Origin of the sequence: Paenibacillus tyrphae, from assembly GCF_000722545.1 — a bacterium.
Taxonomy (GTDB): domain Bacteria; phylum Bacillota; class Bacilli; order Paenibacillales; family NBRC-103111; genus Paenibacillus_G; species Paenibacillus_G tyrfis.
The window spans coordinates 163,064-179,293 of record NZ_JNVM01000017.1 but is presented as its reverse complement, the minus strand read 5'-3'; the positions used below and the strand labels follow the sequence as shown (position 1 = coordinate 179,293).

Genomic DNA, 16,230 nt, shown 5'->3' with positions numbered 1-16,230 from the left:
TTGAGATTGACGGATAATGAAGAAAGGACTACAATAATCAACAAGAAACAACAACAATAAAGTGATATATGCAACAATAAACAACAAACTGATGATCAGTCGTCAAAAGCGTTGGAGACTTTTTAATGGGCGTGAGGAGGAAGCGGGATGAAGCTGGATTTTCATTTTCACCTGGAGGAGGGGCCGTACTCGACCGGTTGGCTGCAGCGGACGGCGCGGGCGCTGGAGAACGTGCACCGGAAGAGCGGGCGGCTGGGCGACCGGCCGCATTCGCTCGAATGGATGAACAAGCTGGGAGAGCTGCTTCAACAGCGACTTGAGGCGGGCTGCTTCAGCGACGAATGGCTCGCGTTCTATTTCGAGCAGGGGCGGAAGCGCGGGATCGAGCGGTTCGGGATGGTGGACCACCTATACCGGTTTACCGAGTTCCGGCCGTACTACGAACGGCACATGATCGTGGACGAGACGCCGCTTGGCCGGCTGCAGCAGTACTGGCTGGACCGTGTCTGCGTAAGCTCCATCGAGCCGTATCTTCAGGCGGTGCGCCGGGCGAAGGCCGCGGGCATACCTGTATCGCTTGGGGTCGAGGCGGATTTTTTCCCGGGCGGCGAGGCGGAGCTCGGCGAACTGCTGTCGCGGTACGAGCTGGATTACGTGATCGGGTCCGTCCATTTTCTGGAAGGTTGGGGCTTCGACAACCCGGAAACCCAGGAGCTGTTCAAGGAAAAAGACCTGCTTGCGCTGTACCGGCAATTGTTCGACTACGTGAAAATGGCGGCTTCCAGCGGCTTGTTCGACATTATCGCGCATCTGGACAATCTGAAGGTATTCAATTACCGGCCAGAGGAGGGGCTGCTGCTGCCAATGTACGAAGATGTAGCCCGAGCGCTCAAGCAGGCCGATGTGGCGACCGAGATCAATACTGGGCTTGCTTACCGGTACCCGGTTAAGGAAGCTTGCCCAAGTCCCGCTTTTCTGGACATTTTGCATAAACACGGCGTTCCGATTACGTTGAGCTCTGATTCCCATTTTCCGGACGACATCGGGACGCAGTTGGACGAGGCGATGGATTTGCTGGCCCGGACCGGGTACAAGGAAATCATCTACGTGCACGAGAAGAAACGGATCGCCGTTCCGCTCGGGCGGTAAGGGGAGGTCCCCATGGAACTGTCGTTGACCCCGGATGTGTGGCATATCGGCTATGCGGAGCTGACGCTTCGTATTGTTACGGCGCTGGTGTTAGGCGGTCTGATCGGCTTGGAGCGGGAAATTGGCGGGCATTCGGCCGGATTTCGCACGCATATTTTGGTCTGCATGGGCTCGGCTCTGATTGTGCTGCTGTCGAGCTACGGTTTTTCCGATTTTGCGGCCGAAGCGAACGTGAGGCTGGACCCGGCCCGTCTGGCCGCCCAGGTGATCAGCGGCATCGGTTTCCTCGGGGCCGGAACGATTATACGCACGGGGCCGACCGTGTCGGGGCTGACGACTGCGGCTTCGCTATGGGTCGTGGCGGCCATCGGTCTTGCGGTTGGCGCCGGTTTTTACTACGGGGCCGTCGTCTCGACGGCTGCGGTCATCGTCAGCTTGTTCCTCTTGAACAAGGTGGAAAAGGCGGCGCTGGCGAAGACGAAGCGCAAGCGCGAGGTGGAGGTCGAGCTCTGGGACGGGGATGGAAATCTCGGTGCGATGCTGAACCGGATCAAGGCTGCGGGCGCTTCCGTCACCGTGCTGCATCTGGAGAGCCGGGCGAAGGAAACGGAGGAAGGCTTCCGCCAAGCCTTGAGCGTACGTATGGCGCTCAAGACGACGGCCGGGCAATACGAGCACGTCGTGCAGGAGCTGGTCGTGCTTCCGGGTATGGTGAAGGTAGAAACGCCGGGATGGAAGCCGTTCGAGCACGAAGATAAAACAAAGGCGGCGGGGAAGACGGCCTGAGGTTCGCCGCCGACGCACGGAGCGGGTCCGACGCCGGCGGAATCGGTCCGCTTAACAATGAGGTATGTGCAGCTTCCGGCAAACGGTAACGCGATTGACACTAGCGAAGAGGAGCGATTCAAGTGCAAGCTTTAACTTTTCGGGAAGACCGGACGTTTACGATTGTGCAGTTCACCGACGTGCATATGAAATCCGGAGGCGATGCGGACCGGCGTACCTTGGAGCTGATGGAGCACGTTCTCGAAGCGGAGCGGCCAGACCTGGTCTATTTCACCGGAGACGTCATCGAAGACAAGGAATGCGACGATCCGCTTAGCCGGTTCGACCGGGCGGTTTCCGTCGTCGAGAAGCGGCGCATCCCGTGGGCGGTCGTCTTCGGCAATCACGATACCGAGATGAAAATCACCCGGCAGCAGCTGATGGACAAAGTGTCGGGCTACGAGTACGCATTAGCGGTAAACGGTCCGTCGGACATTGCAGGAGAAGGCAACTATATGCTCGAAGTTCGGGATGCGTCCGGCCGTCCGGCCGCCTTGCTGTACGGCTTAGATTCCGGCTGCATGTCTACGCTGCCGCACGTTCAGGGCTACGGCTGGATTGGCCGCGATCAGATCGATTGGTACGTCCGGCAATCCGCTGCCTATACGTCGAACAACGGCGGCACGCCGCTGCCGGCCCTGGCGTTCTTCCATATCCCGCTGCCGGAGTATGCGGAGGTATGGGAGCGCGAAGTATGCCACGGGCATAAGTACGAGAACGTGTGTTGCCCGAAGATCAATACGGGACTGTTCGCGGCGCTCGTCGAAATGGGCGACGTCATGGGCACGTTCGCCGGGCACGACCACGTCAACGATTACTGCGGCACGCTTCACGGTGTCCGCCTGTGCTATGGCCGGGCGACGGGCTACAACACGTACGGCCGGGACGATTTCCCGCGCGGAGCGCGCATCATCCGGCTGCGCGAAGGCGAGCGCGGCTTCGAAAGCTGGCTGCGTCTTGCGGACGGAACGGTTGTGACAGAGCAGCCGGAGCATCGGCCGGAGACACGCTAGGACCTTGCAAAATAAAGCTGCATTTCGGACAGGCGAACGGCTGGAGGAGCACCTCTTCGGCCGTCCGCCTGTTTTCGTTTTACGGTTACCGAGGACGGCATCCGTCCGGCAAACTCCGTGCCGAACTTGAGCGGAAGCCTTGAAAATAGCGGGTTTCCGCCATTTGAGAACCGTTTTGGGCAAATGAGAACTGGGCGAATCCGGAGGGCAACTGCTACAATGTGGGCAGGAAATCCAATACGCCAACTTGCCATGCCTCGATCAGTCCAATACGGATGTCCGCAATCGGATGTATAGTATAATGAGGACGGTGACTACTACGACAGACTCGCAAGGAAGGTTGGACGATGCGACATTTATTTTCCAAGAACTACGTTCGGATTTATTTGTGGATCGGAATGATCTTTACGATGATCATTATTCCGTTCTCCATGTTTTTGGCGAACCAGTTCTCGAAATACGCCTACTCGCAAATGGATCTGTTCAACCGCGATACGATGCTGCAAACGGCAAGCCGCACCGAGTTTCTGCTGAACAAGCTCAAAGCGTATGGGCTTCATATGTATCAGGACCGTACGGTGCAGGAATGGCTGCAATCGGCCAGCCGCAGTCCGCTGGACGACATGGATGCGCTTCATGCGCTGACGAACTATATGTCGACCGAGCCGTTTATCAAGCGCACCTATCTGGTGAACGTCCAGAAGGAGCAGGTGATCGATTCGCTCAAGGGGCTCGTTTCGTTCGAGAAATTCGGGGATGCAGGGATGTTGAAGAAGATTCGGGAGGACCGGCCGCTCTTTTTGCAGTTTTTTTATCATGAAACCGGCGGCGAGCCTTATCTCGCGCTCATCGTTCCGTCCACGCCGGCCAGGAAAGACCATCGCGGCTATCTCGTGCTCCTGCTGGATAATAGGGCGCTGCAGGAAAATCTGCTCGGTCTGAACAAGGAGCTCGGCATGGATCTGATGATTGTGGACGGCCAAGGCCGGAATGTGCTGGGCACCAAGGAGAACGACGCGGCCATCCTGAACGAGCTGCGCCGCCTGAAGCCTATAGGTGCGGAGACGCAGGTCATGACTATGCGCGGCATGCAATTGTTCGTCAATTCCGCACCGCTGGCCTCGCAGAAATGGACGGTGTATTCGTTAACCGAGTTGAAAGCGTTTAAGCGTCAAGCGCAAGCGTTCCAGACAAAAATCGTCGGCTACTCGCTGCTGCTGCTCGTCCTGCTGCTGCTGGCGGCATTCTGGAATTCCCGCCGGATGGTGAAGCCATTCCGCAGGCTGGCGGACCAGTTGCAGCGCCGCATTGTGCAGGAGTCGCGCCATTCCGCGCTGTCCCTCCCTGCTGCGGGAGACGAGTACAGCATCTTGAAGAACGGGATCGAGCTGCTGTCCAGCCGGGTCGACGAAATGCACCAATCGCTTCGCGGCCATTCCGGCTTGATCAAGGCGGAATATTTGCGCCAGTGGCTGCTACAGGGAAGAATGAACCGGACGCTGCGGGAAGGGATTGCCCGGGAATCGAATCTCCTGGCGTCGGACCTGATCCGGCTCGCCGTCGTCAAAATCGACGCGTACCGGGACGCTGCCGAAACGTACGATTTTGCTTCCCGCCAACTGCTGAAATACGCGATGGGCAACATTGCCGGAGAAATCATCGCGGGCGAGAGCGGTACGTTGGAGACGATCGATCTGGCCGGCGATCACATCGTCTTCCTGATCGGGCTGGATCGGGACGATGCCGAGGTCCGCAAGCTGCTGGAGACGATCAAGGGGCATATTGCCACGTATGTCCGGCTTCAGGTGACCGTCGCGGTGAGCGATCTGAAGCATTTGGAGGACGATTTGCGCTCCGTCTACGACTTCGTTCTGGAGCTTACTCTGCTCAAGTTCATCAGCGGCGAAGACAAGGTATACACGGAGGGCGATTACGAAAGCTACGTTCGGCTGCTGCAGCCGCTATCCGATCCGAAGAGCCTCGACAAGCTGCTTGTCGCGGTCAAGTCCGGGAAGAAGGACCAGGTCGTCCTGCTGCTGGAGGAGCTGTTCGGGCAGATGGCGGCGGTCAAATACTCCGAATGCAAGGTAAGGCTGACCGTCATTTTATTTACGATCATGAAGGAATTCGACAAGCTTCGGGCACTGCAGGGCGTGGACGGTATCGACAAACAGCTCGACCGGTTCTCGACGCTGCAGGAAGCGCGTTACTGGCTGGAGGCGGAGCTGTTCGTCGTCATGGACCAGCTCAGCTCCCGCAAAGGCGGCGACCGGAAGGAGAAGCTTGCGGAGGAGATGATCAACTACGTACTGTACCATATTCACGATCCGATGCTGTCCGTCGAAGCGATTGCGGAGCAAGTCTCGCTGTCGGCCAAGTATGCCCGCAGCATTTTTCAGGAAATGCGCGGCGTGTCGCTCTCGAACTATATCCTGAACACCAGGATCGAGAAGGTGCAGGAGCTGCTTGTCACGACAAGCATGTCGGTGGCGGATATCGGAGAGCGTTCGGGATTTTTGACGCGGAGCCATTATTTTACGGCGTTCAAAAAAGCGACGGGGCTGACCCCGAACCAATACCGGCTGCACCATACCGAAGGGGAAGGAGGGGAAGCGGAATGAACCGTTCGCTGCGATGGGGCTGCTTGCTCGCTGCGCTTCTCTTGCCTGCGGGCTGCGGAGGGCCTTCCGCTTCCGATGCGGGCCGGACGGCTCCGGCCGCCACGCCTTCTCCGGTGACGCTCCGCATCATGCTCCCGGGCGATCGGGCCGCCGACTACGACCTTGTGCTGAAGGAAGCACAGCGGCGTCTGGCGGGAACGCTCAACGTGAGCCTCGACATCAAGTTCGTGCCATGGAACGACTTCGGCCGGGTATCCGAGGTGGCACTGGCTTCGGGTGAGGAGATCGATCTCGTCTTCGACGCGCCGTGGCTGCATTTGAGCGAGATGATCTCCAACGGGTACTACGAGCCGCTCGACGTGCTGCTAGAGAAGTACGGGGAGACGATCCTCGCCAAGCGGCCCCGGCCGATGTGGGAGGCCAACCGGTACGGCGGCAAAATTATGGCGATCCCGCTAGGCGTCTCCTATACGATGGGTCACTCATATTTCGTCCGCAAGGACCTTCGCGAGAAGCTTGGCGTGCCGCCGATCCAAAGCTACGAAGAGCTGATCCGGTTCGCCTACCTGCTGAAGCAGAAGGAGCCCGGCATCGTGCCGCTGATCGCAGCGGGGAATACGTCGCAGCAGCTCTATAGTCAGGCGGCGTTCCGGCATTACGATGATGCGCAGGAACAGATCCGGCCGACGCAGGCACTGGGTAGCAGCCTGATGCTGTATTACCAGCGCAATGACGGCAAGGTGCACAATCTGTTTCGCGAAAAGGACTCGCCGGTCCGCGACTGGATTCGCGAGGCGCGCCGGCTGTATGTGGACGGCGTCATGCATCAGAACGTGCTTGGCATCAAGGATTTTCAAGACCCGGGCTTCTCGGGCGAGGTAGCGATCTTCCCGGCAGGCTCGTTCTCGGTTGACGAGGGGAATCAGGAAAAGTTGAAGCGGCATGCAGCGGGCGGAGAGCTGGAGAGCGTGACCTTTTATCAGGACATTCTGAAAGCGAACCTGTCGAATTTCGCCCAATGGAATTTTATCGCGGTTCCGGTGACCAGCAAGCACAAAGAGGAAGCGATCCAGTTCCTCAATTGGGCCAACGAGAAGGACAACTACGACCTGCTGGCGTACGGACTTCCAGGCGTCCATTGGGAGTCCGTAGGGACAGACCGTTACCGGACGCTGAAAAGCGGCTATCAGCAGTTCCCGTACGTTTGGTTGTGGAACCCGGACGACGACCGCGTGCCGGCGACCGATGACCGCACCGAGGCGCTGGACTGGTTTATTCGGCGGGCGGAGCATTTTACGCCGGATCTACTGACCGGGTTCCAGTTCGACGGAACTCCGGTACAGAACGAGCTGAACGCGTACGCAAGGATCGAGGCGGAGTACTACACGCCGCTGTTTAACGGAGTGCTCGACCCGGAGGAAGCGTGGCCGCGTTTCGAAGCGGAAGCCGGTGTGCTGCTAGAGGCGATCGGGTCGGAGCAGCAGCGCCAGATCGACGCGTTTCTGCGGAACAAGCGGCGATGACGAGTCTGGCGCGGCGAGTACGAGCGGCTGCGCGGCGATGGAGACCGCTTCGCGACGCAAAGCCACCCTCTCTACGTCCGATATTTCAACGTAGAGAGGGAAGCCACGGCTGGCACCCAAATGCGGCGAATTCGTGCAGAAGGGGCAGACCGAGGAAAATTGTCCCGAAGTATGCTCTTTTGTGGAGGATTATTCCGTTTTTATATTAATTGTAGGAGGTGATTTTCATTTAGTCTTGTCCGATGTACTGAAGGAGTCAGAGCAGGCGACTATTTAGCATGTACCCGCCTGAAGCGGAAAGCCCGGAGCGTTCCGGCTCGCCGTGGAGGGGAGAGAAGGCGGCAAGACCGAAAACTCACTATCGAAAGGGTGGCTGACATGATTCGGAATACAACGCATAAAACGATGACGGCGCTGCTGGCGACCGTGCTGGCGGCGGCAGGACTTAGCGGATGCGCCGGGGGCAAGGACGCGGGCGGAACGGGGTCCGGGTCCGGAGCTGCCTCCGGCGACGGGAAAACGGAAGGGAAAGTAACGGTTCAGCTCTGGAACCATTACACCGGCGATAAAGCGGCCGTCCTCGATCAGATGGTGTCGGCTTTCAACGCCAGCCAGAACGAAATTACGGTCAAAGCGCTGAGCAACCAGGACCCGCAAAAGCAGCTCACCGCCATTTCCGGCGGCAGCGCGCCCGATCTGATGTTCACGTTCTGGAACAACATCGGTCCATGGTCCGAAGCGGGTGCGGTGCTGAACCTTGACGATTTTGTCAAGCAGGCGAACTTCGATACGAAGAAAATTATTCCCGCCGCCTTGGAGCGCATGAAGGTGGACGGCAAAGTATACGGCTTCCCGATCTCGATGAGCATGGCAAGCCGGCTGTACTACAACAAGAAGATGTTTCAGGATGCAGGGATTTCCAAGCCGCCGGAAACACTTGAGGAGATGTTCGAGGTCTCGAAAAAATTGACCAAGAAGGACGGCAAAAACGGCTACGAGCAAGTCGGCTTCATCCCCGACTATCCGTGGATCGACAACGTCTTCTGGCCGATCATCTTCGGCGGCTCCTGGGATGACGGCAAGGGCAAGCTGACGGCCGCCCAAAAGGCGAACGTCGATGCGATCGCTTACCAGACGGAGTATTACAAGGAGTTCGGCAGCGAGGGCATCTCCAAGTTCAAATCCGGCATGGGCAAGGCCGATACGCCACAGGACCCGCTTGTCACCGGCAAGCTCGGCATGATGATCGGCTGGGAGAACATGTACAACGACAAGCGTGGTGAAGGCGGAGTGATCGGCGTCGCTCCGTTCCCTTATCCGAAAGACCGGCCCGAGCTGAAGAATGCGGGCATGGTCAGCCCGGTCGCCATGTTCATTCCGGCCAAAGCGAAGAACAAGGAAGCGGCCTGGAAAGTGATGCAGTATTTCTTGTCGGAGGATGTGCAGATCGAGTACGCGACCAAAGCGAAGACGATTCCGGTGCTGCTGAGTGCGCTGGATAACCCGAAGCTGACCAAGAACGAAGCGACGAAGTCGCTGTGGGAATTTTTCGAGAGCGCAAAGAGCCCGAATCTGAACGGTTTTCCGAACAGCGTCTATATCAACGAATATTTGCAGGCGTTGAACGAAGAAACGGAAAAAGCGCTCAAAGGCCAGATCACGCCGCAGCAGGCCATGGACAACGTGCTGGCCAAAATCCAGCCGAAAGCGGATAAAGCGAGCAAGAAATAAGAACGGTAGGGCGCGCGCATGTGGTTATCGGACCGATCGCGCGTCCCGGACATCGAAGAGGAGGAGGGCCGGAGATGGATGCAGTCAATCGAATCGGAATTAAGCGCAGAGAGCGCCAGCGTCTCTTCGTCGGGTTGTGTTTTATCAGTCCGTGGCTGATCGGATTTTTGCTGTTTCAGCTGCTGCCGATCGTATCTTCGTTCTATTACAGCCTGACGGAGTACAACCTGTTCGAAGCTCCGCAGTGGGTGGGCGCCGCGAATTACGCGGAGCTGGTCACGGACGGCAAGGTGTGGCAATCGCTGTACAATACGCTTTTTATGGCGGTGTTCGGGCTGTTCCCGCATCTGGCGTTTGCGCTCGGCATTGCGCTGCTGCTCAACAAAAACGTCAAAGGAAAATCGCTCTACCGTACGATTTATTTTCTCCCTACGCTCGTGCCGACAGTTGCCGCGACGCTGCTGTGGATGTGGCTGCTGAACGCGCAGTACGGGCTGATCAACGAGCTGCTGGGCATGCTGGGATTGCCGCAGCCCGTCTGGCTGCTGGAGCCGCAATGGACGAAGCCCGCGCTGATCCTGATGGGCTTCTGGGGAACGGGGACGGCGAGCATTATGTATTTGGCTGCCCTGCAGGATGTGCCGCGCATGTATTACGAAGCGGCGGAGATCGACGGAGCCAACGCCTGGCAAAAGTTCCGCCACATCACGCTGCCGGCGATCTCGCCGATGACGCTATTTCAGGTCATCATGGGCGTCATTGGGGCGCTGCAAATGTTCACGCAAGGCTACGTGTTCGCAGACGGTAACGGGCAGGCGATCGGCGGACCGGAAAATTCGCTTTTGTTCTACGCGGTTTACTTGTACCAGACGGCGTTCTCGTTCCTGCGGATGGGCTACGCGTCGGCGATGGCCTGGGTGCTGTTCGTTATCGTCTTCCTGCTGACCTTCCTGGTCTTCAAAACATCGGCCCGCTGGGTGTATTACGGAGGTGAGCGCTAATGTCCAAGGCAACTGCCGCAACGTCTTCCTTATCCGTTAGCCGGAATAAGCGGAAGAGCGCCCTCGGGGCACGTCCAAGCTGGGTGACGCATCTGCCGCTCGTGCTCGTCGGCCTGCTGTTTTTGCTGCCGTTCGTCTGGCTGGTCATTACGTCGCTCAAAACCGACGAAGAAATCTTCGTCGTGCCGGTCCGCTGGTGGCCCGAGACGGTCCAGTGGAGCAACTACGTCAATGCGATGAAGGCCATTCCGTTCTTCCAATACACGATGAATACGGTGTTGATTTCCGCCCTTTGCGTGCTCGGTGTTGTCGTGATCGCGCCGCTTGTCGCTTACGGGTTTGCACGGATTCAGTTTAAGGGCAGAAATGCGCTGTTCCTCGTCATGATGAGTACGTTGATGCTTCCTTTTCAAGTGACGATGATTCCGCTTTATGTGCTGTTCAACAAGCTGGAGCTGATCAATTCGTACTGGCCGATCGTGCTTTCCTCGTGGTTCGGCACCGGCATGGCGTACTACATTTTCATGGTGCGGCAGTTTTTTATGGGCATCCCGCACGAGCTGACGGAGTCGGCGAAAATCGACGGCGCTTCGGAGTTCCGCACCTATGCGCAAATTATTCTTCCATTGGCGAAGCCGGCGATCTTAACCGTGGGACTGTTCACGTTTCTTGCGGCGTGGGGCGATTTTCAGGGTCCGCTCATTTATTTGAACGATCCGGAGAAGTGGACGCTATCAATCGGGCTGAAGCAGTTCATCCGCGAGAATCAAGTGGCTTGGGGGCAGCTGATGGCGGCTTCGACCTTGTTCACCGTTCCGATCGTCATTCTGTACTTTTTCGTGCAAAAAAAGTTTATCGAGGGCATCTCCATCACGGGGATGAAATAACCAAAAGCAGCATCCGGGGAGGAAATGACAATGAAGCTGGGCATCAGCTCCTACAGCTTGTATCAGGCGGTGCAGCGCGAAGGCTGGACCATCCTGGACATCATCGAATGGATTGCGGAGAACGGGGGCGAGCATGCGGAAATCGTGCCGCTGGAGTACGACTTGCTGGAGCAGCCGGAGCTGGCGGACCGGATCCGGGAAAAAGCGGCGCAGTGCGGCATCGAGCTGTCCAATTACGCGATCGGCGCCAACTTTGTGACGGAGTCCGACGAGGCGTACTTGGCGGAAATCGAGCGGGTTAAAAAGCACGTCGAGCTTGCGCACCGTATGGGCATCCGGCTCATGCGGCACGATGCGGCGTCCCGGCCGCTGCCGGAAACGACGATCTCCCGGTTCGAAGCCGATCTGGAGCGGGTGGCGGAGGCTTGCCGTCAGGTAGCCGATCATGCCGCTTCGTACGGAATCGTCACCAGCGTGGAAAATCACGGGTATTACATCCAGCACAGCGACCGGGTGCAGCGCCTGGTGGAACGGGTGGGTCGGGATAATTTCCGGACGACGCTGGATGTGGGCAATTTCCTGTGCGTCGACGAGCTGTCCGTTCCGGCCGTCAGCAAAAATATTCCCATCGCCTCAATGGTGCATGTGAAAGATTTTTACGTCCGGCCTTCGTATCGGAATCCCGGCGAAGGATGGTTCCGGTCGGCGGGCGGCAGCTATTTGCGTGGGGCGATTGTCGGTCAGGGCGACATCGATATGCCGGAGGTGCTGCGCATTATTAAGGAGTCGGGCTACGACGGGTACGTGTCCATCGAGTTTGAAGGCATGGAAGATTGTAGGCAGGGAGCTAGAATCGGCATGGATTACGTCCGCGCTATGTGGAAATAATTGTAAAATTAGGTATATTCGGATCGGGAGGATTCGTCATGAGTAAAGTGAGAATCGGCGTTATCGGAGCGGGAAGTATTTCGGAATTGCATTTGAAGGCTTTTGCCAACAACCCGGAGGTGGAGCTTGCGGCGATCTGCGATTTGAACGAGGAGCGGGCGAAAACTAAGGCGGAAGCCTACGGGGCGGGAAAAGTATATACGGATTACAAGCAACTGCTTGCTGATCCCGATATCGACGCGGTGAGCGTGTGCACGTGGAACGACAGCCATGCCGCCATCAGCATTGCCGCCTTAGAGGCGGGTAAGCACGTGCTGTGCGAGAAGCCGCTGTGCAAGACGGTGGAGGAAGCGCTTCAGGTGGAGGCGGTGGTCGGCCGGAGCGGCAAGACGCTGCAGATCGGCTATGTGCGCCGGTATGGCACCAATGTGCGCGTGCTGAAGAAGTTCATCGATGCGGGCGAGTTGGGCGAAATTTATTACGCCAAAGCGACCTGCTTGCGCAGGCTCGGCAATCCGGGCGGCTGGTTCTCCGATATCGAGCGCTCGGGCGGCGGTCCGCTCATCGATCTCGGCGTTCATATCATCGATCTGTGCTGGTACTTGATGGGTAAGCCGAAGGTCAAATCGATCAGCGGCAATGCGTACCGGAAGCTGGGTAACCGGAGCCATATTCAATATTTGGATTACTATAAGGCAGCCGACTATAACGAGCACAATACGGTGGAGGATCTGGCGAACGCGCTGATCCGTTTCGAGAACGGCGCCTCGTTGCTCGTTGATGTCAGCTTTACGCTTCAGGCCAAGAAAGACGAATTCGCCGTCAAATTGTACGGGGACAAAGGCGGGGTCGAAGTGGAGCCGGAGCTGACGATTGTCACGGAGCGACACGATACGATCTTGAATGTAACGCCGCAGATCGATCTTCTGACATTTGACTTCGAACGCGGCTTCCAGAACGAGATCGACCATTTTATCGCTTGCTGCCAAGGCCGGGAGCAGACGATCAGCCCGGTACAGGACGGCGTGGAAATGATGAAAATGCTGTGCGGCATCTACGAATCGGCCCAGTCGGGCGAGGAAGTCCGGTTTTAGCATCCTATTTGCGGTTGGGAGATCATATGATGAGACAAAGAATTACGGAGAGAGGCCTGGTCGTCTCCTGCCAAGCGTATGAGGGGGAGCCGCTGTTCGGCCCCCATCATATGGCCGAGATGGCCAAAGCGGCCGTGCTTGGTGGGGCGGTCGGCATTCGCGCGAACGGGCTCGCGGATATTTTTGCCGTGAAGCAAGCCGTCGCCGTGCCGGTGATCGGCTTGAACAAACGAAGCTGCGAAGGCAGCGACGTGTATATTACGCCGACGCTGGAGGATGCGCTCGCCGTCCATGCCGCCGGCACGGATATTATTGCGCTGGACGGCACGAACCGGCCGCGGCCTGACGGTCGGACGCTGGCGGATACGGTGAAGGAGCTGAAGCGGCGGGACATTCTGATTATGGCGGATATTTCGACCGAGGAGGAAGGGCGGTACGCCGCACAGCTCGGCGTCGACTGGATATCGACGACCTTGTCGGGTTATACGCCGTACAGCACGCAATCGGCCGAGCCGGACATTGCGCTGGTGGCCCGCCTCGCCGCAGCCGTGCAAGTTCCGGTTGTCGCAGAAGGAAGATACGGCAAGCCGGAGGACGCCAAGCGGGCGCTGGACGCGGGCGCGCAGTTCGTCGTCATCGGCGGGGCGATTACGCGTCCGCAGCACATTACCGAGCGGTTCGTGCACGCCATTCGGGAGAGTGGCTAGAGATAAAGCGGCCGGGGGAGGGGGAAGCCATGCGAACCATACTATACGTTCCGCTGGACGAACGTCCATGCAACTTTGATTTTCCGGCCGATCTGGCCGCCGGTACGGATTTTCGGCTCGTGCGGCCAGAGCTGGAGGCGATGGGGCGTAAAAAATCGCCTGCGGACGTGGAACGGCTGTGGGCCTGGCTGTTCGAGCGGGCGGCTGAAGCCGACGGCGCGATCGTGTCGCTGGATACGCTGGTATACGGCGGCATCGTGCCGTCGAGACTGCACCTGCTGTCGCCGGAGCAGTGCCGGGAGCGGTTGGATAGGCTGCGCAAGCTAAAGCAAATCAACCCGAAGCTGCGGCTGTATGCCTTCAACCTGATCATGCGCTGTCCGAGCTATTCGAGCAGTGACGAGGAACCGGATTATTACGAAGCGTGGGGGAAGGACATTTTCCGGCGGGGGGTTCTCCGGCATCGGGCGGAGCTTGGGCTGGCGGACGAGAAGGAGCTTGCGGAGCTGAAGCGGTTGGATACGGCTATCCCTGATGTCGTATGGCAGGATTACACGGAGCGCCGTGACGTTAATTTGCAGGTCAACCGATGGGCGGTCGAGCTGATGAAGGAGCGGATCGTCGACTTCATGATCGTGCCGCAGGACGACTCGGCTCCCTTCGGGCTGACGGCCGTAGATCAGCAGCGCGTGCGCGAGCATATCCGGAGCCTGAGCCTGCAGCTTCAGATCTATATGTACCCGGGAGCCGACGAGGTCGGCTGCACGCTGCTCGCCCGTATGATCAACGGGTTTATGGGCGTCCGGCCGCTCATTTACCCGCATTTTTCGAGCGCGCAGGGGCCGTTCGTGACACCGTTGTACGAAGACCGGATGCTGTACGAGACGCTAAAATGCCACATCGTGGCGGCGGGCGCGATGATGGCTTCCTCCGTCGGCGAAGCGGATCTGGTTCTGTGCGTGAATACGCCAGGAGAGCAGATGATCGAGGCCTGGGAGCAGGCTTTGCCCAATCCGAACCGCGGATATACCGTGCTGCGGAACATTGTCGAATTGACCGAAATAGCGCATGAGGTCGTTCACCGCTGGAAAAAGCCGTGTCTGGTCGCCGACGTTGCCTATGCCAACGGCTCCGATCTGGAGCTGCTTGGGCTGCTGCGGCAGAAGGGGCTGCTGTTCCGCTTGGCCGCCTACGCCGGCTGGAACACCAACGGCAATACGCTCGGCACGTGCCTCGCGCAGGGGCTCATTTATTACTTATACGGCGATACGTCGGGCCATCGCGATTTTCTGGCCATGCGGCTCGTGGATGATGCGGGCTACTGCGCCTCCGTCCGCCAGCAGGTCACCCAGTCGTGCCTGCCGTCTATGGGGCACACGTACTTCTCGGTCGACGGGGAGCGGGGGGCGGTGGCGGACCTTGTGAAACGGGAGCTGCAGCAGTTTGCCCGGGAGCAAATCGACGACGAAGGGCACCGCGTCGTGATTGACGACTGCCGCATGCCGTGGAGCCGGATGTTCGAGGTCGGCCTGCGCGTGCGTGTGGAGAGGAGATAGAGGGACTTTGTCCCGGCTCAGGCAACCGCCGGCCCCCAGAGAGCCGGCGGCTGCCTATCTATAAGCCTCTGCGGATGAAGTTCGCCGAAACCGCCCGCAAGCCCAGTTCCTTGGCCCAGACGGACAATTGTCCGACATGATGGATTTCGTGGGCGATCACATGTCTTAAGATTTCGCCTTGGGTAAACGTTTCTTCCGTCCCGGAAGGCGTGACAGGTTCGCCATCGGACTCATTGGTCCAATGTACGAGAAAGTCCTCGACTTCGCTCCGATACTGCGCGGACAGCTGCCGGACCTTGTCCAAGCTTGCGAAGTCATTGAAATCGGGCTCCGGGTCCGGCTCGCCCTTGATTACCCGAATCCAGCTGCACTCCACATCGACAATATGAAACAGCGTCTTCAGGATGGAGCCGACTCCGCCGGTGCGTTCGCGCAGCAGCTCTTCCTCGCTTATTGCCCCGAAGGTCTCAAACCATTCGTCCCGTATCATCCAATTGTAACGAAATAACCGCAGCATTCATTTTCCTCCCCAGACTGTTTCAGATTACTTCCATAATTTCAATATGCCGTCTTACTGCATTGTCCCTCCGGCGTCAGCTGATAGAAGCCGTCCTGTACGTACAACCGGTAGGCGCGGCTTTCCTCGTCGTAAGCGGCTGCGTGCTGCCATGCTTCCTCCAGCGATTCCGTCTTGATCAACCGATGGAAAAAGTGCATGATGAACAGCGCGGCCGCTTCTCCCGAAACATCGATATCGGCGGCGATATACGCTTTAAGGTTTCCTTGCATAAAAGCTTTTCCCGCTTCTTCCACACCCGCAGAGCAGGCCGTATTGATAACAACTGTTCCCGGCAGGTTAATCGCTTGGCCTATCGTCTCCGGCAGCATAACCTCATCGTGCAGGCTCGAAACGTCGATTTCTTCGATATATTCACCGAAAATAATCCCGCCCTTGTCCCCATGAGCGCTAATAATAAGGTAAGCGGGAGCGTTCTCTTCCCCTTGCCCGATCACTTGCAGAAAATCCCCCGGCGTGCCGATCGCATGAAACAGCATAACCGTATTGAATTGTTCCAGAACCGTACGAATATAATTGGCCTCGCCGCCATCGTCGATCGCAGCGATCGCAACGGGCAATCGTTTGGCGTAAAATCGGGTATCGACAGGCTTCCACATGGTGCACCACTCCTAATCTATTTTTATATGCTTACGAGGAGGGTTTTCCATGGTTTCAC

The 16,230-nt window shown here is 58.0% G+C and carries 14 protein-coding genes; 12 read left to right on the top strand and 2 right to left on the bottom strand.

Translation table 11 applies throughout. The annotated features are described in order from the left end of the window. Positions 1-147: 147 nt before the first annotated feature. The 12 genes from ET33_RS21250 to ET33_RS21195 all read left to right on the top strand — a co-directional run bounded on the left by ET33_RS21250 (position 148) and on the right by ET33_RS21195 (position 14,995). On the top strand, positions 148-1,149 hold the full coding sequence (locus ET33_RS21250) for a PHP domain-containing protein (RefSeq protein WP_036686364.1): 1,002 nt from the start codon (positions 148-150) through the stop codon (positions 1,147-1,149). A gap of 12 nt (positions 1,150-1,161) precedes the next feature. Next, positions 1,162-1,935 carry an MgtC/SapB family protein gene (locus ET33_RS21245; protein ID WP_036686362.1) on the top strand — a complete coding sequence of 258 codons (774 nt, stop codon included), beginning with the start codon at positions 1,162-1,164 and terminating at the stop codon, positions 1,933-1,935. Between the two features lie 122 nt (positions 1,936-2,057). After that, positions 2,058-2,987 (top strand): metallophosphoesterase family protein, encoded by a 930-nt coding sequence (locus ET33_RS21240; protein ID WP_036686360.1) that lies wholly within the window; start codon positions 2,058-2,060, stop codon positions 2,985-2,987. Positions 2,988-3,334: 347 nt separating this feature from the next. Then, entirely contained in the window at positions 3,335-5,608 is a 2,274-nt protein-coding gene (locus ET33_RS21235) for an AraC family transcriptional regulator (protein WP_051775490.1), read from the top strand. Then, positions 5,605-7,131 carry an ABC transporter substrate-binding protein gene (locus ET33_RS21230; RefSeq protein WP_036686358.1) on the top strand — a complete coding sequence of 509 codons (1,527 nt, stop codon included), beginning with the start codon at positions 5,605-5,607 and terminating at the stop codon, positions 7,129-7,131. The genes ET33_RS21235 and ET33_RS21230 overlap by 4 nt, the downstream gene beginning before the upstream one ends. A gap of 378 nt (positions 7,132-7,509) precedes the next feature. Further along, positions 7,510-8,862 (top strand): ABC transporter substrate-binding protein, encoded by a 1,353-nt coding sequence (locus ET33_RS21225; protein WP_036686355.1) that lies wholly within the window; start codon positions 7,510-7,512, stop codon positions 8,860-8,862. 74 nt (positions 8,863-8,936) lie between these two features. Next, the gene (locus tag ET33_RS21220; protein WP_036686353.1) at positions 8,937-9,863 is read left to right on the top strand and encodes a carbohydrate ABC transporter permease; all 927 of its coding nucleotides are present in this window, start codon (positions 8,937-8,939) and stop codon (positions 9,861-9,863) included. Beyond that, positions 9,863-10,750, top strand: a complete 888-nt coding sequence (locus ET33_RS21215; RefSeq protein ID WP_036686350.1) for a carbohydrate ABC transporter permease — start codon at positions 9,863-9,865, stop codon at positions 10,748-10,750. Before ET33_RS21220 ends, ET33_RS21215 begins: the two co-directional genes overlap by 1 nt. A gap of 30 nt (positions 10,751-10,780) precedes the next feature. After that, a complete protein-coding gene (locus tag ET33_RS21210; RefSeq protein WP_036686347.1) occupies positions 10,781-11,638 on the top strand; it encodes a sugar phosphate isomerase/epimerase family protein in 858 nt (285 codons plus the stop codon). A 38-nt stretch (positions 11,639-11,676) separates the two neighbouring features. Next, positions 11,677-12,732: a Gfo/Idh/MocA family protein gene (locus tag ET33_RS21205; RefSeq protein ID WP_036686344.1), complete on the top strand. Its 1,056-nt coding sequence runs from the start codon at positions 11,677-11,679 to the stop codon at positions 12,730-12,732. 29 nt (positions 12,733-12,761) lie between these two features. Next, the gene (locus tag ET33_RS21200; protein WP_036686341.1) at positions 12,762-13,439 is read left to right on the top strand and encodes an N-acetylmannosamine-6-phosphate 2-epimerase; all 678 of its coding nucleotides are present in this window, start codon (positions 12,762-12,764) and stop codon (positions 13,437-13,439) included. A gap of 29 nt (positions 13,440-13,468) precedes the next feature. Beyond that, on the top strand, positions 13,469-14,995 hold the full coding sequence (locus tag ET33_RS21195; RefSeq protein ID WP_036686339.1) for a DUF4127 family protein: 1,527 nt from the start codon (positions 13,469-13,471) through the stop codon (positions 14,993-14,995). 58 nt (positions 14,996-15,053) lie between these two features. On the opposite strand, the gene ET33_RS21190 is transcribed toward ET33_RS21195, so the two are convergent. Then, positions 15,054-15,512 carry a DinB family protein gene (locus ET33_RS21190; RefSeq protein WP_036686337.1) on the bottom strand — a complete coding sequence of 153 codons (459 nt, stop codon included), beginning with the start codon at positions 15,510-15,512 and terminating at the stop codon, positions 15,054-15,056. 41 nt (positions 15,513-15,553) lie between these two features. Next, complete coding sequence (locus tag ET33_RS21185; protein ID WP_051775489.1) at positions 15,554-16,171, bottom strand: hypothetical protein; 618 nt, start codon at positions 16,169-16,171, stop codon at positions 15,554-15,556. Positions 16,172-16,230 lie beyond the last annotated feature (59 nt).

Coding starts and splice junctions, on each gene's coding strand:
- ET33_RS21250 (WP_036686364.1), top strand. CDS start 148: ATGAAGCTGGATTTTCATTTTCACCTGGAGGAGGGGCCGTACTCGACC.
- ET33_RS21245 (WP_036686362.1), top strand. CDS start 1,162: ATGGAACTGTCGTTGACCCCGGATGTGTGGCATATCGGCTATGCGGAG.
- ET33_RS21235 (WP_051775490.1), top strand. CDS start 3,335: ATGCGACATTTATTTTCCAAGAACTACGTTCGGATTTATTTGTGGATC.
- ET33_RS21230 (WP_036686358.1), top strand. CDS start 5,605: ATGAACCGTTCGCTGCGATGGGGCTGCTTGCTCGCTGCGCTTCTCTTG.
- ET33_RS21225 (WP_036686355.1), top strand. CDS start 7,510: ATGATTCGGAATACAACGCATAAAACGATGACGGCGCTGCTGGCGACC.
- ET33_RS21220 (WP_036686353.1), top strand. CDS start 8,937: ATGGATGCAGTCAATCGAATCGGAATTAAGCGCAGAGAGCGCCAGCGT.
- ET33_RS21215 (WP_036686350.1), top strand. CDS start 9,863: ATGTCCAAGGCAACTGCCGCAACGTCTTCCTTATCCGTTAGCCGGAAT.
- ET33_RS21210 (WP_036686347.1), top strand. CDS start 10,781: ATGAAGCTGGGCATCAGCTCCTACAGCTTGTATCAGGCGGTGCAGCGC.
- ET33_RS21205 (WP_036686344.1), top strand. CDS start 11,677: ATGAGTAAAGTGAGAATCGGCGTTATCGGAGCGGGAAGTATTTCGGAA.
- ET33_RS21200 (WP_036686341.1), top strand. CDS start 12,762: ATGAGACAAAGAATTACGGAGAGAGGCCTGGTCGTCTCCTGCCAAGCG.
- ET33_RS21195 (WP_036686339.1), top strand. CDS start 13,469: ATGCGAACCATACTATACGTTCCGCTGGACGAACGTCCATGCAACTTT.
- ET33_RS21190 (WP_036686337.1), bottom strand. CDS start 15,512: ATGCTGCGGTTATTTCGTTACAATTGGATGATACGGGACGAATGGTTT.
- ET33_RS21185 (WP_051775489.1), bottom strand. CDS start 16,171: ATGTGGAAGCCTGTCGATACCCGATTTTACGCCAAACGATTGCCCGTT.